Source organism: Pseudomonas sp. FW300-N2F2 (genome assembly GCF_017351655.1).
Taxonomy (GTDB): Bacteria; Pseudomonadota; Gammaproteobacteria; order Pseudomonadales; family Pseudomonadaceae; genus Aquipseudomonas; species Aquipseudomonas fluorescens_AA.
The window spans coordinates 417,248-440,569 of the sequence record NZ_JACNDQ010000003.1 but is presented as its reverse complement, the minus strand read 5'-3'; the positions used below and the strand labels follow the sequence as shown (position 1 = coordinate 440,569).

15 protein-coding genes are annotated in these 23,322 nt (G+C 62.4%); 6 read left to right on the top strand and 9 right to left on the bottom strand.

Annotated elements, in window-relative coordinates; genetic code table 11:
- Window positions 1–51 precede the first annotated feature (51 nt).
- The 4 genes from J4E63_RS22765 to putP all read right to left on the bottom strand — a co-directional run bounded on the left by J4E63_RS22765 (window position 52) and on the right by putP (window position 5,702).
- Window positions 52–888 carry a 23S rRNA (adenine(2030)-N(6))-methyltransferase RlmJ gene (locus J4E63_RS22765; protein WP_092203467.1) on the bottom strand — a complete coding sequence of 279 codons (837 nt, stop codon included), beginning with the start codon at window positions 886–888 and terminating at the stop codon, window positions 52–54.
- A gap of 81 nt (window positions 889–969) precedes the next feature.
- Window positions 970–1,701, bottom strand: coding sequence for a DUF4123 domain-containing protein (locus J4E63_RS22760; protein ID WP_207283433.1), 732 nt, complete (start codon window positions 1,699–1,701; stop codon window positions 970–972).
- On the bottom strand, window positions 1,698–3,755 hold the full coding sequence (locus tag J4E63_RS22755) for a type VI secretion system tip protein VgrG (RefSeq protein WP_207283432.1): 2,058 nt from the start codon (window positions 3,753–3,755) through the stop codon (window positions 1,698–1,700). The genes J4E63_RS22760 and J4E63_RS22755 overlap by 4 nt, the downstream gene beginning before the upstream one ends.
- 462 nt (window positions 3,756–4,217) lie before the next feature.
- The gene (gene putP / locus J4E63_RS22750) at window positions 4,218–5,702 is read right to left on the bottom strand and encodes a sodium/proline symporter PutP (RefSeq protein WP_192261926.1); all 1,485 of its coding nucleotides are present in this window, start codon (window positions 5,700–5,702) and stop codon (window positions 4,218–4,220) included.
- Between the two features lie 463 nt (window positions 5,703–6,165).
- Between putP and putA the strand changes: the two genes are divergently transcribed.
- Both putA and J4E63_RS22740 read left to right on the top strand, forming a co-directional pair.
- Window positions 6,166–10,119, top strand: a complete 3,954-nt coding sequence (gene putA / locus J4E63_RS22745; RefSeq protein WP_207283431.1) for a trifunctional transcriptional regulator/proline dehydrogenase/L-glutamate gamma-semialdehyde dehydrogenase — start codon at window positions 6,166–6,168, stop codon at window positions 10,117–10,119.
- A 245-nt stretch (window positions 10,120–10,364) separates the two neighbouring features.
- Window positions 10,365–12,167: an acyl-CoA dehydrogenase gene (locus J4E63_RS22740; protein WP_207283430.1), complete on the top strand. Its 1,803-nt coding sequence runs from the start codon at window positions 10,365–10,367 to the stop codon at window positions 12,165–12,167.
- A 217-nt stretch (window positions 12,168–12,384) separates the two neighbouring features.
- Here the strand turns inward: J4E63_RS22740 and J4E63_RS22735 are convergent, their stop codons facing one another.
- A complete protein-coding gene (locus tag J4E63_RS22735) occupies window positions 12,385–12,687 on the bottom strand; it encodes a cell division protein ZapA (RefSeq protein WP_060739489.1) in 303 nt (100 codons plus the stop codon).
- On the bottom strand, window positions 12,684–12,914 hold the full coding sequence (locus tag J4E63_RS22730) for a hypothetical protein (RefSeq protein ID WP_053117769.1): 231 nt from the start codon (window positions 12,912–12,914) through the stop codon (window positions 12,684–12,686). Before J4E63_RS22730 ends, J4E63_RS22735 begins: the two co-directional genes overlap by 4 nt.
- 256 nt (window positions 12,915–13,170) lie before the next feature.
- Between J4E63_RS22730 and J4E63_RS22725 the strand changes: the two genes are divergently transcribed.
- The 4 genes from J4E63_RS22725 (at window position 13,171) to selO (ending at window position 21,720) form a co-directional block, all read left to right on the top strand.
- Entirely contained in the window at window positions 13,171–14,796 is a 1,626-nt protein-coding gene (locus tag J4E63_RS22725; protein ID WP_207283429.1) for a methyl-accepting chemotaxis protein, read from the top strand.
- 283 nt (window positions 14,797–15,079) lie between these two features.
- Window positions 15,080–16,822 (top strand): potassium/proton antiporter, encoded by a 1,743-nt coding sequence (locus J4E63_RS22720; RefSeq protein ID WP_060739492.1) that lies wholly within the window; start codon window positions 15,080–15,082, stop codon window positions 16,820–16,822.
- 34 nt (window positions 16,823–16,856) lie between these two features.
- Entirely contained in the window at window positions 16,857–20,219 is a 3,363-nt protein-coding gene (gene mscK, locus J4E63_RS22715) for a mechanosensitive channel MscK (RefSeq protein ID WP_207283428.1), read from the top strand.
- Window positions 20,220–20,256: 37 nt separating this feature from the next.
- Entirely contained in the window at window positions 20,257–21,720 is a 1,464-nt protein-coding gene (gene selO / locus J4E63_RS22710; RefSeq protein WP_207283427.1) for a protein adenylyltransferase SelO, read from the top strand.
- Window positions 21,721–21,937: 217 nt separating this feature from the next.
- On the opposite strand, the gene J4E63_RS22705 is transcribed toward selO, so the two are convergent.
- The 3 genes from J4E63_RS22705 to J4E63_RS22695 form a co-directional block, all read right to left on the bottom strand.
- Window positions 21,938–22,339 (bottom strand): type II toxin-antitoxin system HigA family antitoxin, encoded by a 402-nt coding sequence (locus J4E63_RS22705; RefSeq protein WP_092253088.1) that lies wholly within the window; start codon window positions 22,337–22,339, stop codon window positions 21,938–21,940.
- Window positions 22,336–22,632 (bottom strand): type II toxin-antitoxin system HigB family toxin, encoded by a 297-nt coding sequence (locus J4E63_RS22700; protein ID WP_053117759.1) that lies wholly within the window; start codon window positions 22,630–22,632, stop codon window positions 22,336–22,338. Before J4E63_RS22700 ends, J4E63_RS22705 begins: the two co-directional genes overlap by 4 nt.
- Before the next feature lie 165 nt (window positions 22,633–22,797).
- On the bottom strand, window positions 22,798–23,076 hold the full coding sequence (locus tag J4E63_RS22695; RefSeq protein ID WP_060739497.1) for a hypothetical protein: 279 nt from the start codon (window positions 23,074–23,076) through the stop codon (window positions 22,798–22,800).
- Between the last annotated feature and the right edge of the window lie 246 nt (window positions 23,077–23,322).

Here is a 23,322-nt window from a genome sequence, read left to right as displayed (position 1 = left end):
TGTGGGAGCGAGCTTGCTCGCGATAGCGCCCTTCCGGACGCCAGCAAGACATCACTCAGCGATCAACCAATCCATCTGCCACCCGCCCTGGGTCTGCCCCAGCTTTTTCGACAGCCACGGCAGCAGCTCACGCAACTCTTCTTCCAGCCCCCACGGCGGATTGGCAATCGCCAGGCCGGAGCCGTTCAGGCTGTTGGGCGTCGCCAGTGGGTGCACCAGCAGCTCCACGCGCAACAGCTTCGGCGCTCCCGTACCGGCCAGGTCCTGGTAGAAGCGGCGCAACATCCGCTGGTCCTTCACCGGGTACCAGATGGCCGCCACCGTCTGGCGCATCCGGCCAATGGCCTCCTTGAGCGAGGCGGCGCAGCGCTGCATCTCGTCAAGCTGCTCGAAGGGCGGATCGATCAGCATCAAGGCACGCTTTTCGGCCACCGGCAGCAACGCCCGCGGCACATGCCAGCCTTCACCCAGGTGCACCGCCACGCGACGGTCGCCTTTCATGTTGTCCTTGAGCAACACGCCGTCTTCAGGGTGCTTTTCGTTGAGCAGCACACGGTCCTGGGGCCGAGTCAGGCGCCGCGCCAGTTCCGGCGAGCCCGGGTAGTAGCGCAGTTGCCCGTCCGGGTTCATCTCGTGCAGCACCTTCATGTAATCGGCGGTCAATGGCGGCAGGTCGCCCTCGCCCCACAAGCGCGCAATGCCTTCCAGGTACTCACCGGTACGGTTGGCCTGGTCACCCTGCAAGTCGTACAGCCCGATGCCCGCGTGGGTATCGAGGTAGGCGAAGGGCTGTTCCTTGCGCGACATCAGCGCGATGAGGCGGGTCAAGGTCAGGTGTTTGAACACGTCGGCGTGATTGCCGGCGTGGAAGGCGTGGCGATAGTTCATGGCGGCTCCTGCGAAGGGCGACGAGTTTACCTTGAAGCGCGCCGAACGTCAGGGGTTGGCAGCCCGGCGGACACGCCACGATCAGCCCAGCTCCCGCAGCAAGTACGCCTGCAAGGGCGCCTTTGGCGCGACAACCGGCTTCGATCGCTCAAGAAAGTGAGCAATCTTGCGCCGCAGGATGCGCGGGTCGACCCGCTCCCACAGAGACGGATGCTCTTGGCCAAGCCACGTGAGCAAGTTATCCACCAGACAATTCGTCGGGGCCTCGGTCATGGCGTCCAACAGCGCCACCGGCACTTCCCACCAAGGAAACATCCGCGCCGGCCGCTGGACGTTTCCGACTAACTCAATGGATTGACCGTTGATCAGGCAACGATTGATGACTGGCAGGAGTTCCCCGCCATCCACCGCCGTCGATTGCAGGAGCGGTCCCATGAAGCGCCCATCCCAAAAACGCAGGAAAACCGGCTTGCCACCCGGTAACAGCGCCTGCGTCAACCCGCGCAAATGCTCGGCAAGGGTTTCCTGGCTGGCACACGACACCGCCAGCCAACCCCAATCGAGCGAGTCGGTGGCCGCTATCCAATCAAGAAACCCACAGTCTGCGCGAACAAGCCCTACATAGGGCATGACCGCTTCCCACTCGGCGTACGGCGTGTCGGCCCAGATCGCCGTGGGTGTCGCGGCCATCGAACGCCGCCAGGCCACCAACGCCCCAGCGCTGCTGGCATTGCTGAAAATGGCGAAAAGTTGCTCGGACGCCTGCAACGGATGGTGCTCAAGCCAGGCGCGGGGCGTTTGACCGCTGTTCATGGGCGCTCCTGTGTGTCGCCAGTTTTGTGGAAGACCGATGGCCCTGCGCAGACGCCGTTTCTGCACCGCTCGCACTCCTCGCAGAACGGCGCCGAGCCTTGGAAGCTGAGGATTTGCGCCAGAGAAAGCCGAGGGGCCGGCGCAGCGACCTGCTGCCCGGAGCTGTCCGGCGAACCCGCCTCCGCCCCCATGACCGCCATCGGCGCCCCACCGACCTCGATCGGCACGCTGCTGAAAATCCCGCTGGCACCAATGTTGATCCAATGACCGCCAGCCTGGAGGGTCACACTGGCGCCAGCCTCCAGGACCACTTGCTGGCCGGCGCTGACATGAAACTGCCGGCTGGCGCTCAGGACCTGGCCGCTCACGCGAACATGCCGCTCGCCGCCCACCAGCAGATGATCGTCCTGGCGGACTTCAGCCTGGCGCCGGCCATGGGTAACGCGTTGCTCATCGGCCTTGAGTTCGTGCCGTGCCGTACCGCTGACGACGATGCTGCGCTCGTGATCGACCTGCACCCGCTGGTCGTGCAGCACGTGCTCGGTCCAGTTGCGCTGGGCCCGCAGGTAGATTTCCTCGGCCCCCTTGCGGTCCTCGATGCGCAACTCGTTATAGCCTGCCCCACCGGGACTGCTCTGGCTGCGCCAAATACTGCGGGTCTTGTCCGCCGGCAGGTCCAACGGCACCGGGTTGGCGCCGTTGGGCAGGCAACCCACCACCAATGGCTTGTCCACGTCGCCATCGATGAACCCCACCAAAACTTCCATGCCGACCCGGGGAATCAGCACTGCACCATAGTGATCATGGGCCCAACCCGAGGCCACTCGCAGCCAGCAACTGGAATGTTCGTCGCGCTGGCCGTCGCGATCCCAGGCCAGTTGCACCTTGACCCGCCCGAACTCATCGCAATGGATCTCGCTGTCCACCGGCCCGGTCACCACCGCTGACTGATAACCGTGGGCACGGGGCTTTTCAGGGTGCAGGGGCGGCCGAAAAAACACTTCCCACGGTGTGGCGAGAAAGGTGTTTCTGTAGCCCTGGAATTCATCCGGGCCGGCGGATGCTGTTTCTTCCAGCACCTGGGGTTGGCGGCCATGATGGTCGATATGCGTCAGGAGCCAGAGATCGTTCCACTGCTCCCTGGGGTGGCCCTTGATACGCATGAAATGCCCGCTGACGAAAGCGCTGTCATCGCTGTTGCCCTGCGCCACGCGATGATCGGCGCCGTGACGCTCAAGGGCACGCCGGGTCAGGTGCTTGCCATCGTCCCGGTCGCAGAAGCCACCGGGGTAGCGATAGTCCTCGAGCGCTGGCAACTGCCGATTGTCGAGGTGGGTTTGCAACAACAGGCCGGGCTTGCGGAAGTCGTAGTCGCGCAACGTTACGGCCGTGGCGCGGGTCTGGAGTCGCACCGCCAAACGCTTGATGGCCGGTGCGTCGGCAGCCATGCCACTGTCCGCCAGGTACAGCGTCGATTCGGGCAGGCGGGGGAACCCGGTCTGATCGTCACCGAACACCAGCAGATGGCCGTCAGGGCGGTGCCGAAAGTGATAGTGGATACCGACTTCGGCACAGATCCGCTCGATGAACGCCAGGTCGCTTTCGGCGTACTGCACACAGTATTCACGCTCGGGATAGTGCCCTGCGAGAATGAACTGGAAGGCCCCCTCCAGGACCCCGTGCTCCTTCAACACCCGGGCGACGATATCGGGCACGCTCAAATGCTGGAAAATCCGCTGGTTGATGCGGTGGCGCAAGTAGGCCAGGCGCGGCACCAGGCTGACCTGGTAACGGGTCAGGCGTCTGCCCGAATCGCCTTGGGCTACGCTATAGACCTGACCGTGCACGCCCCCTCCCCGGCCATCGAACCGCAGGAATGCCTGGCGATGCAGAAGTTCTTCCAGTACCAGGTCGCAGCGCTCGCTGACCAGTTCCACGTCAAAGCGATAGGGCTGGCTGATGGTTTCCGTGCCCTTGAACTCCAGCACCTTGAGTTCATTCGGCCCGCTGTCGAGCGTCAGCGTGAAACGCGGTGGATTGGCAGGCGGGAACATCCGATGTGCCTCTGCTGAATGGAGGCGGGCGATTCTGCACGAGCAGTAGGGGACGTGTATGGGAGGTCAGGAAAAACAGATTTGCCCTACATCCAAGAAGCTAAAAGCTGCAAAGCGTGATGCATTTTCCGATAGACATTCGAAGCATCGCCGCCGTCCTGCACATGAATCAGCAATTTCTTGCAACGTGCTCGATCTGGCGGCGAAGGGTTCCTGGTGTGGCAATCAGAGATCAGGAACGGCCAGGACGCTGTGTTTAGCGTTCCATAGGGCGATCCTGGCCGTGTTGATCTTTCTCAACCAGCCTGACGCCGAGATGAAGGGATAGGGGTCCGTGGCGAGGGAGCTTGCTCCCGCTGGGCTGCTTGGCAGCCCCTTTCTTGTGAGCGCTTCGCACTCAAGCGGGAGCAAGCTCCCTCGCCACAATGGATCACCTGCGGGCTCGAAGCCGCGCTGGAGGCCTTACTGGTTCAGACGAAAATCTTTTTCCGCCGCATCGAAGCGCTGCAGCATGCCCGCGGTAGGCGAGCCCATCTTGCTGACCAGGTAGATGGCCAGGCTGGCGAAGATGAAGCCAGGGATGATTTCGTACAGGCCCAGCAGCGCGAAATGCTTCCAGACGATCACGGTGATCGCACCCACCAGAATGCCGGCGAGCGCGCCATTGCGGGTCATGTTCTTCCAGATGACAGAGATCAGGACAACCGGGCCGAAGGCAGCACCGAAACCGGCCCAGGCGTAACTCACCAGACCCAGTACGCGGTTTTCCGGGTTAGCGGCCAAGGCAATGGCGACCAAGGCCACCAGCAACACCATGGCGCGACCGACCCAGACCAGTTCCAGCTGGGAAGCGCTCTTGCGCAGGAAAGTCTTGTAGAAGTCTTCGGTCAGGGCGCTGGAGCACACCAGCAACTGGCAGCTCAAGGTACTCATCACCGCCGCCAGAATGGCCGACAGCAACACACCCGCAAGCCACGGGTTGAACAGGATCTTTGCCAGCTCGATGAACACGCGCTCTGGGTTCTCGGTCACGGGACCGGCCACATCGGGGTGTGCCGAGAAGTAAGCGATACCGAAGAAGCCCACCGCCACGGTGCCGCCCAGGCACAGGATCATCCAGGTCATGGAAATGCGACGGGCATTGGCGATCGACTTGACCGAATCCGCCGCCATGAAGCGCGCCAGGATGTGGGGTTGGCCGAAATAACCCAGGCCCCAACCCATCAGCGAGATGATGCCGATGAAGGTGGTGTTTTTCAGCATGTCGAAGGATGAAGGATCTTTCGCTTCGATGGCCAGGAACGTGGTGTCCACGCCGCCAGTGGCCAGCAGCACGATGATCGGCGTGAGGATCAGCGCGAAGATCATCAGGGTGGCTTGTACGGTGTCGGTCCAGCTCACGGCCAGGAAACCGCCAACGAAGGTGTAGGCGATGGTCGCTGCGGCACCGGCCCACAGCGCTGTCTCGTAGGACATGCCGAAGGTGCTTTCGAACAGACGGGCACCGGCCACGATGCCGGAAGCACAGTAGATGGTGAAGAACACCAGGATCACCACCGCGGAGATGATCCGCAGCAGGCCGCTCTTGTCTTCGAAACGGCTGGAGAAGTAATCCGGCAGCGTCAGGGCATCACCGTTGTGCTCGGTCTGTACCCGCAGGCGACCGGCCACGAACAGCCAGTTCAGGTAGGCACCGACGATCAGGCCGATGGCGATCCAGCTTTCCGACAGGCCAGACATATAGATGGCACCCGGCAAACCCATCAACAACCAACCGCTCATGTCGGAAGCACCGGCGGACAAGGCCGTGACCACGCTGCCCAGGCTGCGACCGCCCAGGATGTAGTCGGAAAGGTTATTGGTGGAGCGGTAAGCCATCAGGCCGATCAGGACCATGGCTGCGATGTAGATCACGAAAGTGATCAAGGTGGGATTACTAACACTCATGAGTTACGCCCTGGCTTTGTTTTTATGGTGCGGTGGCAGTTGGAAGCGCCGACAACGCAGACGTTGTAGCGACGATTTGCAATCCCGCGAATTTATGACTGATGTTTCCCCAGGAAAGCCATCAGCCGATGCCCCTCGGCTTGGAGCCGGTTGCACCTTGGCCGCGAATGCTATTCAACAAATCAAATAAGGTGCAACCAGTTTCGCTCGAATAAGTTGCACCTGATCGGTTTTATCGCAAAAACGCCGTTTTTTTGCTCCCTTTTAGTGCAGTCCGTAGCACATCACTAGAAGCCAAAGCACTAAGCCGGTGCAGGATTGACGGGGTCGCCCTGGCTTCCGGATGAGCTGCCTGTCATTTCAAGAAAAAAAGGGTTGCACCCGGTTGCACCTCATTCATCCCACAGCTAATCTTGCCGCCAGCTGATGCCACGCCATACGTGGTAAACATGAGGATAAAAATATGGCTACCACCACCCTTGGGGTCAAACTCGATGACCCGACCCGCGAACGCCTCAAGGCGGCCGCAACCTCGATCGATCGCACGCCGCACTGGCTGATCAAGCAGGCAATTTTCAATTACCTGGAAAAACTCGAGGGTGGTGCAACCCTGACCGAGCTGAACGGTTCACCCCGCGCCGACAGCGATGATGCCGGCGACGTACAGGTCGACCATGCTCACCAATGCTTCCTCGAATTTGCCGAGAGCATCCTGCCGCAATCGGTCCTGCGCGCCTCCATTACCGCCGCTTACCGTCGCCCTGAGCCGGAAGTGGTGCCGATGCTGATCGAGCAGGCCCGCCTGCCGCTGGAAATGGCCGAAGCCACCAACAAGCTGGCGGCTTCGATTGCGGAAAAACTGCGTAACCAGAAAAGTGCCGGCGGCCGTGCCGGTATCGTTCAGGGCTTGCTGCAGGAATTTTCCCTGTCGTCCCAGGAAGGCGTGGCCCTGATGTGCCTGGCCGAGGCACTGCTGCGCATCCCGGACAAAGGCACTCGTGATGCACTGATCCGCGACAAGATCAGCACCGGCAACTGGCAGCCGCACCTGGGCAACAGCCCGTCGCTGTTCGTCAATGCCGCCACTTGGGGCCTGTTGCTGACCGGCAAGCTGGTCGCCACCCATAACGAAACGGGCCTGACCTCCTCCCTGAGCCGCATCATCGGCAAGAGCGGCGAGCCGATGATCCGCAAGGGCGTCGACATGGCCATGCGCCTGATGGGCGAGCAGTTCGTCACCGGCGAAACCATCGCCGAAGCCCTGGCCAACGCCAGCAAGTTCGAAGCCAAGGGTTTCCGCTATTCCTACGACATGCTGGGTGAAGCCGCGCTCACCGAACATGACGCCCAGAAGTACCTGGCCTCGTACGAACAAGCCATTCATTCGATCGGCAAAGCGTCCCATGGCCGCGGGATTTATGAAGGCCCGGGCATTTCCATCAAGCTCTCGGCCCTGCACCCGCGCTACAGCCGCGCCCAGTACGAGCGCGTCATGGACGAGCTGTACCCGCGCCTGCTGTCGCTGACCCTGCTGGCCAAGCAATACGACATCGGCCTGAACATCGACGCCGAGGAAGCCGACCGCCTCGAACTGTCCCTGGACCTGCTGGAGCGCCTGTGCTTCGAGCCGCAGTTGACCGGCTGGAACGGCATCGGCTTCGTGATCCAGGCCTACCAGAAGCGTTGCCCGTATGTGATCGACTACGTCATCGACCTGGCCCGGCGCAGCCGCCACCGCCTGATGATTCGCCTGGTAAAAGGCGCGTACTGGGACAGCGAGATCAAGCGCGCCCAGGTCGAAGGCCTGGAAGGCTATCCGGTGTACACCCGCAAGGTGTACACCGACGTGTCCTACATCGCTTGCGCGCGCAAGCTGCTGTCGGTGCCGGAAGTCATCTACCCGCAATTCGCCACGCACAACGCCCATACCCTGTCGGCCATTTATCACATCGCCGGTCAGAACTATTACCCGGGCCAGTACGAATTCCAGTGCCTGCACGGCATGGGTGAACCGCTGTACGAACAAGTTGTAGGCAAGGTCTCCGAAGGCAAGCTGAACCGTCCATGCCGCGTGTACGCCCCGGTCGGCACCCACGAAACACTGCTGGCCTACCTCGTACGCCGCTTGCTGGAAAACGGCGCGAACACCTCGTTCGTCAACCGCATCGCCGACCAGTCGATTTCCATTCAGGAGCTGGTGGCCGATCCAGTGGCCAGCATCGAGCAGATGGCAACCCTGGAAGGCGGTTTCGGCCTGCCGCACCCACGTATTCCGCTGCCACGCGACCTGTATGGCAGCGACCGCGCCAACTCCAGCGGCATCGACCTGGCCAACGAGCATCGCCTGGCGTCGCTGTCCTGCGCCCTGCTAGCCACCGCCCATAACGACTGGAAAGCCGCGCCGATGCTCGGTTGCGCGGCCAGCGAAGAAACCCCGGCAGCGGTGCTGAACCCGTCCGATCACCGCGATGTGGTCGGCCATGTGCAGGAAGCGACGGTTGCCGACGTCGACAACGCCATTCAGTGCGCCCTCAATGCCGGGCCGATCTGGCAGGCCACGCCGCCAGCCGAACGTGCCGCGATCCTGGAGCGTGCCGCCGACCTGATGGAAGGCGAGATCCAGCCGCTGATGGGCCTGCTGGCCCGCGAAGCCGGCAAGACCTTCGCCAACGCCATCGCCGAAGTGCGTGAAGCCGTGGATTTCCTGCGGTACTACGCGGTGCAGGCGCGCAACGATTTCACCAACGACGCCCACCGCCCTCTGGGCCCGGTGGTCTGCATCAGCCCGTGGAACTTCCCGCTGGCGATTTTCAGCGGCCAGGTTGCCGCCGCACTGGCCGCCGGCAACCCGGTTCTGGCCAAGCCCGCCGAGCAGACGCCGCTGGTGGCTGCCCAGGCGGTGCGCCTGATGCTCGAAGCCGGCATTCCGGAAGGCGTCCTGCAACTGCTGCCGGGCCGCGGCGAAACCGTTGGCGCCCGCCTGGTCGGCGACGATCGGGTCAAAGGCGTGATGTTCACCGGCTCCACCGAAGTCGCCCGCCTGCTGCAACGCAACATCGCCGGACGCCTGGACAACCAGGGCCGGCCGATCCCGCTGATCGCCGAGACCGGCGGCCAGAACGCCATGATCGTCGACTCCTCGGCCCTGACCGAACAAGTGGTCATCGACGTCGTGTCCTCGGCCTTCGACAGTGCCGGCCAGCGTTGCTCGGCCCTGCGGGTCCTGTGCCTGCAGGAAGATTCCGCCGACCGCGTCATCGAAATGCTCAAGGGTGCCATGGCCGAATCGCGCCTCGGCAACCCGGAGCGCCTGTCCGTGGACATCGGTCCGGTGATCGACGCCGAAGCCAAGGCAGGCATCGAGAAACACATCCAGGCCATGCGCGACAAGGGGCGCACCGTCTACCAGATGGCAATCGCCGACAGCGACGAGTGCAAGCGCGGTACCTTCGTGATGCCGACCCTGATCGAGTTGGAAAGCTTCGACGAGCTGCAGCGGGAGATCTTCGGTCCGGTGCTGCACGTGGTGCGCTACAAGCGCAAGGAACTGGGTCAGTTGATCGACCAGATCAACGCCTCCGGCTACGGCCTGACCCTGGGCGTGCACACACGCATCGACGAGACCATCGCCAAGGTGATCGACAACGTCCATGCCGGTAACGTCTACGTCAACCGCAACATTGTCGGCGCCGTGGTCGGTGTGCAGCCGTTTGGTGGCGAAGGGCTGTCGGGCACCGGCCCCAAGGCCGGTGGTCCGCTGTACCTGTACCGCCTGCTGTCGACTCGTCCTACCGATGCGATCCAGCAGTCCTTCGTCCGTGGCGATGCCTTGGTTGCGCCGGACCTGCGCTTGCGCGATGCCATGAGCAAACCGCTGACCGCCCTGCAAGCCTGGGCCGACAGCCAGAAGCTCGCCGAACTGAGCGCCCTGTGCGTGCAGTTCGCGGCCCAGTCGCAAAGCGGCATCACCCGCCAGTTGACCGGCCCGACCGGCGAACGCAACAGCTATGCCATCCTGCCGCGCGAGCACGTGCTGTGCCTGGCCGACGTGGAAGGCGACCTGCTGACGCAACTGGCGGCCGTATTGGCCGTGGGCGGCTCGGCCGTATGGCCGGAAACCGACACCAGCAAGGCCTTGTTTGCCCGCTTGCCGAAAGAGATTCAGGCACGCATCCAGCGGGTTGCCGACTGGACCAAGGACGAAGTGCTGTTCGACGCGGTCCTGCACCACGGCGATTCGGACCAACTGCGCGACGTTTGCCAACAGGTGGCCAAGCGTGCCGGCGCCATCGTCGGGGTGCATGGTTTGTCCCAGGGCGAGACCAACATTGCGTTGGAGCGTTTGGTGATCGAGCGGGCCTTGAGCGTCAACACCGCTGCGGCGGGGGGTAACGCCAGCCTGATGACCATCGGCTAAACCCGCTGTAGACCAGGCACCTGCAATGGGTGCCTGGCAATCCAATCCCTGTGGGAGCGAGCTTGCTCGCGATAGCGGTGGTTCAGTCAGGAATGTTGTCGACTGGGACACTGCTATCGCGAGCAAGCTCGCTCCCACATTTTGATTAGCGTCACCCTCGCTCCTCCATCACTCAAATCAATCATCCTGTTCAGCCTCCATTGCCACGCCTAGACTCGGCCCATTCCAAAAAAAGGTAGGCCGCCATGTCCGAGACGCTGCTCAGTTCCCGCAATCTGGCTTTCGAGCTGTACGAAGTCCTCGATGCCGAGGGCCTGACCCAGCGCGAGCGGTTTGCTGAACACAATCGCGAAACCTTCGACGCAGCCCTCGGCACGGCCCGCAGCATCGCCGAGAAATTCTTCGCGCCCCACAACCGCAAGAACGATGAAAACGAACCGCGCTACGAGAACGGCCAGGCGATCCTGATTCCCGAGGTAAAGCCGGCGGTGGATGCATTTCTGGAGGCCGGTTTTCTCAATGCCGCGCGCAGCTTCGACGCCGGAGGCATGCAGTTGCCGACACTGCTGTCCCAGGCCTGCTTCGCACACTTCCAGTCGGCCAATGCCGCATCGACCTCCTACCCGTTCCTGACCATGGGCGCGGCGAACCTGATCGAAAGCTTCGGCAGCGAGGAGCAGAAGCAACGCTTCCTGCAACCGATGATCGACGGCCGCTTCTTCGGCACCATGGCCCTGACCGAGCCCCATGCAGGTTCTTCGCTGTCGGATATTCGTACACGGGCAGAGCCTGCGTCCGATGGCACCTATCGACTCAAGGGCAACAAGATCTTCATCTCCGGTGGCGATCATCCGCTGTCGGAAAACATCGTGCACATGGTCCTGGCGAAATTGCCGGACGCGCCGCCGGGCGTGAAGGGCATTTCGCTGTTTATCGTGCCCAAGTTCCTGGTCAACGACGATGGCAGCCTCGGCCCGCGTAACGACGTGCTGCTGGTCGGGCTGTTCCACAAGATGGGCTGGCGCGGCACCACGTCGACCGCATTGAACTTCGGTGACAACGGCGAATGTGTCGGTTACCTCGTGGGCAAGCCGCACCACGGCTTGAGCTACATGTTCCAGATGATGAACGAGGCGCGCATCGGCGTCGGCATGGGTGCGGTGATGCTGGGTTACGCCGGCTACCTGTATTCCCTTGAATACGCCCGCGAACGTCCGCAAGGCCGGGTGCCCGACAGCAAGGACCCGTCCACCGCCCCGGTGGCGATCATCCAGCACGCCGACGTGCGCCGCATGCTGTTGACCCAAAAAGCCTACGTCGAGGGTTCGTTTGACCTGGGCTTGTACGCAGCGCGGCTGTTCGACGACACCACCACCCTGGACAGCGAAGCCGAGCGCCAGCGCGCCCATGAACTGCTGGACCTGCTAACCCCCATCGTCAAATCCTGGCCCTCGGAGTTCTGCCTGAAAGCCAATGAACTGGCGATCCAGATCCTGGGCGGTCACGGCTACACCCGCGAATACCCGGTGGAGCAGTATTATCGCGACAACCGCCTGAACCCGATCCATGAAGGCACCCATGGCATCCAGTCCCTGGACCTGTTGGGGCGAAAGCTGGCGCAGAACGGCGGCGCCGGGCTCAAGCAGTTGATCCGCCTGGTGGCCGACACCATTGAACGGGCCCAGGCGCACCCATCGTTGACGCCATTACACCAGCCGCTGGAAGCGTTGGTGGCGCGCCTGCAAACCGTCACCCTGGGCCTGCTGACGGACCTGGCCCAGGGCCAGGTCAACAGCAGCCTCGCCAACTCGGCGCTGTACCTGAAAGTGTTTGGGCACATGGTGATCGGCTGGCGCTGGCTGGAACAGGCGATTCGTGCCGAGGAAGGCCTGGCCAGGGGCGATGCCGCGGACAGCGACTTCTATAAAGGCAAGCTGCAAGCGGCGCGCTACTTCCTGACCTGGGAAGTGCCGGGGTGTCACCATGAGCTGGCGATTCTCGAGGCGCGGGATAATACGTGCCTGGGGATGCGGGATGAGTGGTTCTGAGGCAAGACTCGTGGCGCGGCTGAGATCCAATCGCGAGCAGGCTCGCTCCCACAGGGGTTCCAAGTGAACACGACATCTGCGTTCACCACCGTTCCACTGTGGGAGCGAGCTTGCTCGCGATAGCGGTGTTTCAGCCAACACACAGGCAGCTGTGCTGACGCCATCGCGAGCAAGCTCGCTCCCACACAAGCCCCACCGTCAACATTCGTTAACGGTTTCAGGCCTGCTGGATCGTCTTGGCAATCACCTCGACCGTGGCGCTGACTTGCTCTTGGTAACGGTCGAGTTCCGCCTGATGGCTCTTCTGCATTTCGATCTGTTGCGAACACAGGTTCATGGCCGCCAATACCAGCAGGCGATCACCGATCAGCGTCGGGTATTTCCTTTTCGTGTCGGCCAGTGCGGCCTTGAGCATCGAAGCCGCGTCCAACAGGGCCTGCTCCTGCCCGGCCGGCGCTTTGATTGAATAGTCTTCTCCCAGGATCGAGATGACCGTCACCCCATCGGCGCCGTGCTTCATGCGCTGACAGGACCGGCGCTGGCGCGCTCGATCAGGGCCTGGATGCGGGCGGCGGTGGCGCCGTGCAGTTCTTCCTGTTCCATCAGGCTCAGTTGCAGGCTTTCGTTTTCATCCTTGGCCCTGGCAAGTTCGGCGCTCAGGGTTTCGTTCAGGCCGGTAAGGTGCAGGTTCTGTTGCACCAGGTCGTTGACCAGTTGCTCCAGTTGGCTGAGGGATGTTTCCAACATATTGATTTCCAGGCTTTTCCAAGGGGCGCGTACGATAAAGAAAAGTCACCGCCGATGCCACGCTTTACCAGCGGCGGTGCTTCGCTGGCGAGTGGTAAAGACTGTGAAGGGGCAGTCTGGTTCCTACCCTTCGTCGCATTCCAGGGTGGTTCTGCGGCAAAAGCAAGGATCCCGTTCAAGACTTCAGTCGTATGACCGATAAGTCAGTTAACACCAGCCACAGTCCCGCACGGACGCGCCTCTCTCGGTACTTTCCATGTCCCTACGTAATATGAACATCGCGCCGCGGGCGTTCCTGGGGTTTGCCCTGATCGGCGCCCTGATGCTGGTCCTTGGGGTGTTTGCCCTGACCCAGATGAGCAAAATCCGCACGTCCGGCGAAAGCATCGCCCAGAACAGCGTACCCAGCATCAAGGCCCTGAATGAGTTCACCCAGCTCACCCTGCGCCTGCGCGTTTTGTCCTATCGCTTGCTGGTCAACCGCGAGCCGGACATCCAACAGAAAACCTACGATCTGCTCGAACAACGCAGCCAGCAGATCCGCGCGACCCAGACTACCTACGAAAAGCTCATCAGCGCCCCGGACGAACGGGCCGCATACGATCAGTATGTGCAACTGCTCGGGCAGTACCGTCAGCTCGAAGAGCGCATGAAAACCCTGTCGCGAAATAATCAGGTCGATGAACTGCGGGCGCTGCTCAACACTGAACTGCTGAGCAACTCAGATGCCATCAATGCCGCAATCGACCACTTGGTGGAGATCAACAACCTGCAAGCCGAGGCGCTCAATAAGGGCGCGGCGCAACAATATTCAAGCGCTTTCAACTGGGCGGTCACCCTGCTGGTCATCGCCACCGGCCTGACCCTGCTGTTCGCCTGGCTGCTGACCAGCAGCATCACCAAGCCGATCGCCAACGCGTTGGATGCCGCCGAAGAAATCGCCAAGGGCAACCTGACCCGGCCGATCACCGTTGACGGCAGCGACGAAGCCGGTCGCCTGCTGCGGGCGATGTCGACCATGCAGGAAAAACTGCGCGATACCTTGCAACGGATCTCCGGCTCGGCCACACAGCTGGCGTCGGCGGCCGAAGAGCTCAACGCCGTCACTGACGAAAGCGCCCGGGGCCTGACCCAGCAGAACAACGAAATCGAACAGGCCGCGACAGCGGTCAACGAAATGACCAGCGCCGTGGAAGAGGTCGCACGCAATGCGGTCAGCACGTCGGAAGCGTCGAAACACGCCACCACATCCGCTGGCGACGGCCGCGACCTGGTGCAGGAAACCGTCGGTGCCATCGAACGCATGAGTGCCGACGTACAAAGCACCGCCACGCTGATCGGTAACCTGGCCAATGAGTCCCGCGATATCGGCAAAGTGCTGGACGTGATCCGCGGCCTGGCCGACCAGACCAACCTGCTGGCTCTGAACGCCGCCATCGAAGCCGCCCGTGCCGGTGAGGCCGGTCGTGGTTTTGCCGTGGTGGCCGACGAAGTCCGCGCCCTGGCCCACCGTACCCAGCAGTCGACCAGCGAGATCGAACGCATGATCGGCAGCATCCAGAGCGGCACCGAACACGCCGTGGACTCGATGCGCAACAGCACCGAGCGCGCCGAGTCGACCCTGAACATCGCCCGCGGCGCCGGCCTGTCCCTGGACACCATCAACACGGCCATCGTCGAGATCAACGAACGCAACCTGGTGATCGCCAGCGCCGCCGAGGAACAGGCCCAGGTAGCCCGTGAAGTGGACCGCAACCTGGTGAACATCCGCGACCTGTCGGTGCAATCGGCCACCGGCGCCAACCAGACCACCGCCGCCAGCGCCGAACTGTCGCGCCTGGCCGTGGACTTGAACAGCATGGTCGGGCGGTTCAGCCTTTAATCCGCGTAACGGTTGATCGTCCACAGACCGTGAGCGATCAACCCTCCAGCTTTGGTGGCGAGGGAGCTTGCTCCCGCTGGGCTGCGAAGCGGCCCCAGCATCTCAAAAGCGACGACTGCTTCGCAGCCGAGCGGGAGCAAGCTCCCTCGCCACGGTATTGCTGCCTTGTACCCCAATCCCAAACCTTTTTTGACAGCATCACATTTCAACAGGTTAGAATCGCTGGCACGCAGACTGCATGGTCAGTCTGTGCCCGCCCCTCAGTTTTCCCGGAGTAACGCCTTTGACTGCAGCGACCATCAACAGCCTGTTCTTGATCGGCGCGTTGCTGGTAGGTGCGAGCATCCTGGTCAGTTCTCTTTCGTCCCGCCTGGGCATCCCGATCCTGGTGATCATCCTGGCCGTGGGCATGGTGGCCGGTGTCGACGGCGCCGGTATTCTTTTCGATAACTACGCCACGGCTTATCTGGTCGGCAACCTCGCCTTGGCCGTCATCCTGCTGGACGGCGGCTTGCGCACGCGGGTCTCGAGCTTCCGCGTGGCGCTGTGGCCGGCGTTGTCCCTGGCCACGGTCGGTGTGTTGATCACCACCGGGCTGACCGGATTGGCGGCGGCCTGGCTGTTCAATCTGAACCTGATCCAGGGCCTGCTGATCGGTGCCATCGTCGGCTCGACCGATGCCGCGGCGGTGTTCTCGCTGCTGGGCGGCAAGGGCCTCAACGAGCGGGTCAGCGCCACCCTCGAGATCGAGTCCGGCAGCAACGACCCCATGGCGGTGTTCCTCACCGTCACCCTGATCGGCATGCTCGCCAGTGGCGAAACCGGCTTGCACTGGAGCCTGCTCGGGCACCTGTTGCGTGAGTTCGGCATTGGCTCGGTACTCGGCCTGGGCGGTGGCTGGCTGATGCTGCAGCTGGTCAATCGCATCAATCTGGCCAACGGCCTCTACCCGATCCTCGTCATCAGCGGCGGCCTGGCCGTGTTCGCCTTGACCAACGCCCTGCACGGCAGCGGCTTCCTGGCGGTGTACCTGTGCGGCCTGGTGATCGGCAACCGTCCGGTGCGCAGCCGCCACGGCATCCTGCACATGCTCGATGGCATGGCCTGGCTGGCCCAGATCGGCATGTTCCTGGTGCTGGGGCTGCTGGTCACGCCCCACGACCTGCTGCCGATCGCCCTGCCGGCCCTGGGCCTGGCGCTGTGGATGATCCTGTTTGCCCGTCCGTTGTCGGTCATAGTGGGCCTGCTGCCGTTCAAGGCGTTCCATGGTCGCGAGAAAGCCTTCATTTCCTGGGTCGGCCTGCGCGGCGCGGTGCCGATCATCCTGGCCGTGTTCCCGTTGATGGCCGGCCTGCCCCACGCCCAGCTCTATTTCAACCTGGCGTTCTTTATCGTGCTGGTCTCGCTGCTGGTACAGGGCACGAGCCTGCCATGGGTCGCCAAGTTGCTGCACGTGACCGTCCCGCCCGAGCCGCTGCCGATTTCCCGAGCCGCGCTGGAAGTGCACGTCACCAGCGAGTGGGAGCTGTTCATTTATCGCCTGGGCGCGGAAAAATGGTGCATCGGCTCGCCCCTGCGGGACTTGAAAATGCCGGAAGGCACCCGCATCGCCGCCCTGTTTCGTGGCCAGCAACTGCTCCATCCGTCGGGTAGTACGGTGTTGGAAGTCGATGATTTACTGTGTGTTATCGGCCATGAACACGATTTGCCGGCCCTTGGAAAACTGTTCAGCCAGGCGCCGCAACGGGGCCTGGATCTGCGCTTCTTCGGTGACTTCGTACTCGAAGGAGACGCCCAGCTGGCCGCGGTTGCCGCGCTGTACGGGTTGAAGCTGGACGGCATCGATCCGGACATGTCCCTGGGCCGCTTCATCGCCCAGAAAGTGGGCGGCGCGCCAGTGGTCGGCGACCAGGTGGATTGGAACAACACCCTGTGGACCGTCGCGGCCATGGACGGGAACAAGATCGGCAAAGTGGGCGTCAGATTCCCCGAAGGAAGTCGCCCGGGTCCCGGCTTGTTCCTCTAAACTGCTCCCACTCTCACTTGCTTGACCGGTCTCTATGCCTACCCTGCGCTCCTTTTTCGCCACCGCCCTGCTGGGCCTGAGTCTCTCCATCTGCACGCTGCAAGCCGCTGATCTTCCCACCAGCGCTTCGGTGCAGGCCAGCCTGGACAAGATCGCCGACCGCAAACTGCCGGAAGCCGACCAGAAAGCCCTGCAGGCCGTCTTGCAGAGCACGCTGACCCAGCTCAACAACAAGGCCGACTACGAGCAGAAGCTGCAGGCGCTCAAGCAGCAACTGGCCACTGCGCCCAAGCAGAACATCGAGAACCAGCGCGAACTGGCGCGGCTCAAGGGCACCACGGTGGTGCCGGTGGCGCAGCGCTACGCCAACCTGCCGATTCCCCAGCTCGAGCAAATGCTCACGGATCGCTCCACCCAGCAGGGTGATCTGCAAAAAGCCCTGGCCGATGCCAATAGCCTGATCATCACCGCCCAGACCCGTCCCGAACGTGCCCAGGCGGAAATTTCCAGCAGCCAGACCCGCATCCAGCAGATCAATACCATCCTCAAGGCCGGCCGGGATGCCGGCAAGACCCTGAGCGGCGAGCAACGCGACCAGCTCAACGCCGAGTTGGCAGCGCTCAATGCACTGATCCCGTTGCGCCGTCAGGAACTGGCCGGCAACAGCCAACTGCAGGACCTGGGCAACGGCCAGCACGATCTGCTGATGGAAAAAATCGCCCGCATGGAGCAGGAAATCCAGGACCTGCAGAACCTGATCAACCAGAAGCGCCTGGCCCAATCCCAGGAGACGGTGACCCAGCAATCCATCGAAGCCCAGAAGGCCGGTGGCAGCAGCTTGCTGGCGACCGAAAGCGCGGCCAACCTGAAGCTCTCCGACTACCTGCTCAAAAGCACCGACCGCCTCAACGAGGTCACCCAGCAGAACCTGCAGACCAAGCAACTGCTGGACAGCGTGACCCAGACCGACGCGGCCCTGGACGAGCAGATCAGCGTGCTCAAGGGCAGCCTGCTGCTCTCCAAGATTCTCTACAAGCAGCGCCAGACCCTGCCGCGCCTCAAGCTCGACCAGAACCTGGCCGACCAGATCGCCGACATCCGCCTGTACCAGTTCGAAGTCAGCCAGCAACGTGAACTGCTGAACAACCCCAGCGCCTACGTCGACAGCCTGCTGGCCTCCCAGCCCTCGGAACAAGTCACCCCGCAGCTGCGCAAGACCTTGCTGGAACTGGCCCTGACCCGCGTCGACCTGCTGGAACGGCTGAACCGCGAATTGAGCGCGGTGCTCAACGAATCCATCACCTTGCAGCTCAACCAGAAACAACTGCTCAGCACCGCCCAGAACCTGCGGGCGACCCTCGAAGAGCAGATGTTCTGGATTCCCAGCAATAAACCGCTGGATTTCGAATGGATGCGTGCCGTACCGACGCGCCTGGAAAAACAGATCGACTCGTTGCCCTGGGCCTCCAGCCTCAGCGAGCTGGCCGATGGCCTGACCCAGCGGCCGCTGCTGTTCCTGCCCCTGGCGCTGCTGATCGGTGCGCTGCTGTGGCGGCGCAAGCATCTCTATGCGCGCCTGAACAAGGTTCACCAAGACGTCGGCCACTTCAAGCGCGACAGCCAGTGGCACACCCCTCAGGCGATCCTGATCAATATCCTGCTGGCCATGCCGGTAGCCCTGGCGCTGACCCTCTGCGGCTATGCCTTGCAGATCGACGCCCGCGGCCAGAACGCCAACCTCGGCGCGGCGCTGCTGCAGATCGGCCAGGCCTGGCTGGTGTTCTACACCGCCTATCGAGTGTTGTCGCCGGGCGGCGTGGCCGAATTGCATTTCCGCTGGGAGAAACCCCAGGTCGAATTCCTCCAGGGCTGGATCCGCCGCCTCGGGCTGGTGGTGCTGGCGTTGGTGGCCGTGGTGGCCGTGGCCGAGTTGCAACCCGCGACCCTGGCCGATGACGTGCTCGGCATGCCGGTGGTGCTGACCTGCTACGCACTGATGGCGTGGTTGCTCAGCCGCCTGTTGCTCAGCAGCCCGACGCACAGGAACACCTCGCTGTTCCGCAAGGCCGTCGGGGTGCTGTTCACCGCGCTGCCAATCGCGCTGTTCGTGGCGGTGTGCTTTGGCTACTACTACACCGCGCTGAAGCTCAGCGACCGTTTGATCAATACCCTGTACCTGCTGATGTTCTGGCTGGTGATCGAGGCGACCTTCGTCCGCGGCCTGTCGGTGGCGGCGCGGCGCCTGGCCTACCAGCGCGCCCTGGCCAAGCGCCAGGCGGCCAAGGAAGCCGGCGATGGCGAAGCGGTGGTCGAGGAGCCGACGCTGGACATCGAGAAGGTCAACGAACAGTCCCTGCGCCTGATCCGCCTGGCCCTGCTGGGCGGTTTCATCGCCGCGCTGTATTGGGTCTGGTCGGACCTGATCAGCGTGTTCTCGTACCTGGACAACATCACCCTCTACGAATACACCAGCGGCACCGGCGCCAACATGAGCATGGTGCCCATCAGCATCGGCGACATGCTCGGGGCGCTGATCATCATCGGCATCACCTTCGCCCTGGCGCGCAACCTGCCGGGGCTGCTGGAAGTGTTCGTGCTGTCGAAGCTGAACCTGGCCCAGGGCAGTGCCTATGCCACCACCACGCTGCTGTCCTATGTGATCGCCGGCGTCGGTTTCGTCACCACCCTGTCCACCCTGGGCGTGAGCTGGGACAAACTGCAATGGCTGGTGGCCGCGCTGTCGGTGGGCCTGGGCTTCGGCATGCAGGAGATCTTCGCCAACTTCATCTCCGGGATCATGATCCTGTTCGAGCGCCCGGTGCGCATCGGCGACACCATCACCATCGGCAACCTGTCGGGCACGGTGAGCAAGATCCGCATTCGTGCGACCACCATCACCGACTTCGACCGCAAGGACATCATCGTCCCGAACAAGACGTTCATCACCGGGCAACTGATCAACTGGTCGCTGACCGACACCGTCACCCGGGTAACCCTGAAACTGGGCGTGGACTACGGCTCGGACCTGGACCTGGTGCGTGAGTTGCTGCTCAAGGCCGCCCGCGACAACCCTCGGGTGCTGAAGGAACCGGAACCGATCGTGTACTTCCTGAACTTCGGTGAAAGTACCCTGGACCATGAGTTGCGCATGCACGTGCGCGACCTCGGTGACCGCAACCCGGTGCTGGACGAAATCAACCGCTTCATCAATCGGGAATTCAAGAAGGAGCACATCAACATCTCCTTCCGGCAGATGGAAATCTATCTGAAGAACATGCAAGGCCAGGAGTACAAACTGGTGCCTGCCGAGCCCGACAAAAAGACCATCACGCCCGTGCCGTCGGCTGTCGCCAGCATCAAGCCGGTGCCTGAGCCGCCGCAAGGCACACTCGACTGATCGCGGGTTGCCTGCGGGCGTCCCGCCGGAGACGGCCATGAAAACGCTGGAAACCCTGACCTTCGATAACCGTTTCGCCCGCCTGGGCGACGGTTTCTCGACCCACGTGCTGCCCGAGCCCATCGACAATCCACGGCTGGTGGTCGCCAGCCCGGCGGCCATGGCGTTGCTGGACCTGGACCCGGCAGAAGCCCAGGCACCGCTGTTCGCCGAGATCTTTGGCGGCCACAAGCTCTGGGCCGAAACCGAGCCACGGGCGATGGTGTATTCCGGGCATCAGTTCGGTCACTACAACCCACAACTGGGCGACGGTCGAGGATTGCTGCTGGGCGAGGTGTACAACGAGGCGGGCGAGCACTGGGACCTGCACCTCAAGGGTGCCGGCCAGACGCCGTTTTCACGGATGGGCGACGGGCGTGCGGTGCTGCGTTCCTCGATCCGCGAATTCCTCGCCTCCGAAGCCCTGCACGCCCTCGGTATTCCCACCACCCGGGCCTTGTGCGTGATCGGCTCGGACACCCCGGTGTGGCGGGAAAAGCAGGAACGCGCCGCCATGGTGCTGCGCCTGGCCCCCAGCCATGTGCGCTTCGGGCATTTCGAATACTTCTACTACACCAAGAAACCCGAACTGCAGGCGGCCCTGGCCGAGCACGTGTTGAACCTGCATTTTGCCGAGTGCCGCGAGCAACCGGAGCCGTACCTGGCGATGTTCCGCGAAATCGTCGAGCGCAACGCCGAGCTGATTGCCAAATGGCAAGCCTACGGTTTCTGCCATGGCGTGATGAACACCGACAACATGTCGATCCTGGGCATCACCTTCGACTTCGGACCGTTCGCCTTCCTCGACGACTTCGATGCCAACTTCATCTGCAACCACTCCGATGACCAGGGCCGCTACTCCTTCAGCAACCAGGTGCCCATCGGCCAATGGAACCTCAGCGCCCTGGCCCAGGCCCTGACGCCCTTCATCAGCGTCGACGCCCTGCGTGAGACCCTCGGGTTGTACTTGCCGCTGTACCAGGCCCATTACCTGGACCTGATGCGCCGCCGCCTCGGCCTGACCTGCGCCGAAGAAGACGACCAGAAACTGCTGGAGCGCTTGCTGCAACTGATGCAGAACAGCGGCGTCGACTACAGCCTGTTCTTCCGCCGACTGGGCGACCAATCCCCCGAGCAGGCCGTCGCGACCCTGCGCGATGACTTTGTCGACCTCAAGGGCTTCGATGCCTGGGGCGAGCTTTACGTGGCTCGTGTCAACCGCGAAGGCACCGTCGATCAAGACCAACGCCGCGCGCGCATGCACGCCGTCAACCCGCTGTACGTGCTACGCAACTACCTGGCACAGAAAGCCATCGACGCCGCCGAGTCAGGCGACTACGACGAAGTGCGCCGCCTGCACACCGTGCTGAGCAAACCGTTCGAAGAGCAACCGGGCATGGACAGCTACGCGCAACGTCCGCCGGAGTGGGGCAAGCACCTGGAGATCAGTTGCTCGTCGTAACCCAAGCCCCCTCGGCTGAAATCACCTTCCCGCCCAACACATAACTGTTTGGGGGCATGGCTAACCCTGTGGCGAGGGAGCTTGCTCCCGCTGGGCGGCGCAGCCGCCCCAAGATGGACCGACGCGGTCTGCCAGGTAGACCGCGTCAACCGGTTTTACGACGGCTACGCCGCCGAGCGGGAGCAAGCTCCCTCGCCACGATGAGCGTGCCGAACCATCAAATGAAAGTTTCCACCGATACACCGAAGCGCTCGGCCAACCAGCGGATCTGCCTCAAATTGAGCTGACGCTTACCGCTCAATACCTCCGATACCACCGACTGGGTACCAACGCCCGGCAAGTCGCTCTGGCTCATGCCATGTTCACGCATCAGGTAACGCAGCGCCTCGACACCGCTCGCCTTGGGCATTGGCCGGTGCTGCTGGTCCCATGCCTCGATCCATTCGCCGATAATATCCACCAGGCTCATGAGAGGATGGGTTTCGTCTTCGCCCACCAACGCCAACAGCTCATCAAGAGCACTCGCCAATCGGTCATAATCCTCTTCGCTCCTGGGCTTACGCAGCAGGGGCGACACAAACTCCCAATGGGCGGCGACTTGTTCGATCAGTGCACTCATCCCTTTTCCTCCTTCCACTTGCCTCTGTCGTATTCCCGATGGTCAAGCACGCATTTGATATACAGACGCTGTGCTCGGTATCGAATCACCGCAATCAGCCGCAACTTGTTTCCACCGATGTCAAACACATGCAGCGGACCGACCTTATCGGTTGCCGGAAATATGGATTTCATCGCCGCGAAATCAGCCGGGCTATTGCGCTTGATCAGCCGATACCATTGATCCAACGCATTCGCTGAATGTGGCCATTTCTCCTTGGCCTCCCAAATGCGTTTCTCAGTGATCACATGCATGCAACGTCCTTATCGCATTTTGCTATGAGGAAGTTAAACACAAATCTGGCGAATCGCAAATTGCGATAGCGCCAGTTAGACAAATGGTTAGCTCTTGCTGGTTTCCAGCCTAGTCGCCAAAAGATTTAGGTCTCGGTAAGAAATGTGAGCAGATATGAGTCCTGCTCACCCCACCTTATCGTTCCCCTGCTCAGGCGTCTCGATCCCCGGCTCTGCCTCTTCAACCCCCTTCTCCTTGGGTTTGGCCGCTGGTTTTTCCTCGGGATAGCCGGGCATGCCGCGGGCGTCTTCGGGGGTCAGTTCATCCCGGTCGTGGCGGCGGTCGATGGCGTAGGCCGGGGCGGCGTTGGGGTCTTCGTCGCGGCCGGCGGTGCCGAGGACGAAGCCGTCGTCGTTGGGGTTGTCCACGGCCTGTGGGGTGTCTGGGTCTTGAGGATTGCTCATGGGACCTCCGGGTTGCGAACAGGTACGTTGTGATTTTTTTGAGGGCCTGGCGGGCGTTGAGTGCAACGCACCTGATGAATGGCAGCCTGGGTGGCTAATGCCGGTCAGTTAAGGATCAAACGACACAAAACCTGTGGGAGCGAAGCTTGCTCGCGATGGCGGCAGCCCCGTCAATGGCGTAGTCGACTGCTCACCCCAATCGCGAGCAAGCTTTGCTCCCACGGGCTTGAGATTTAACTGACTCGC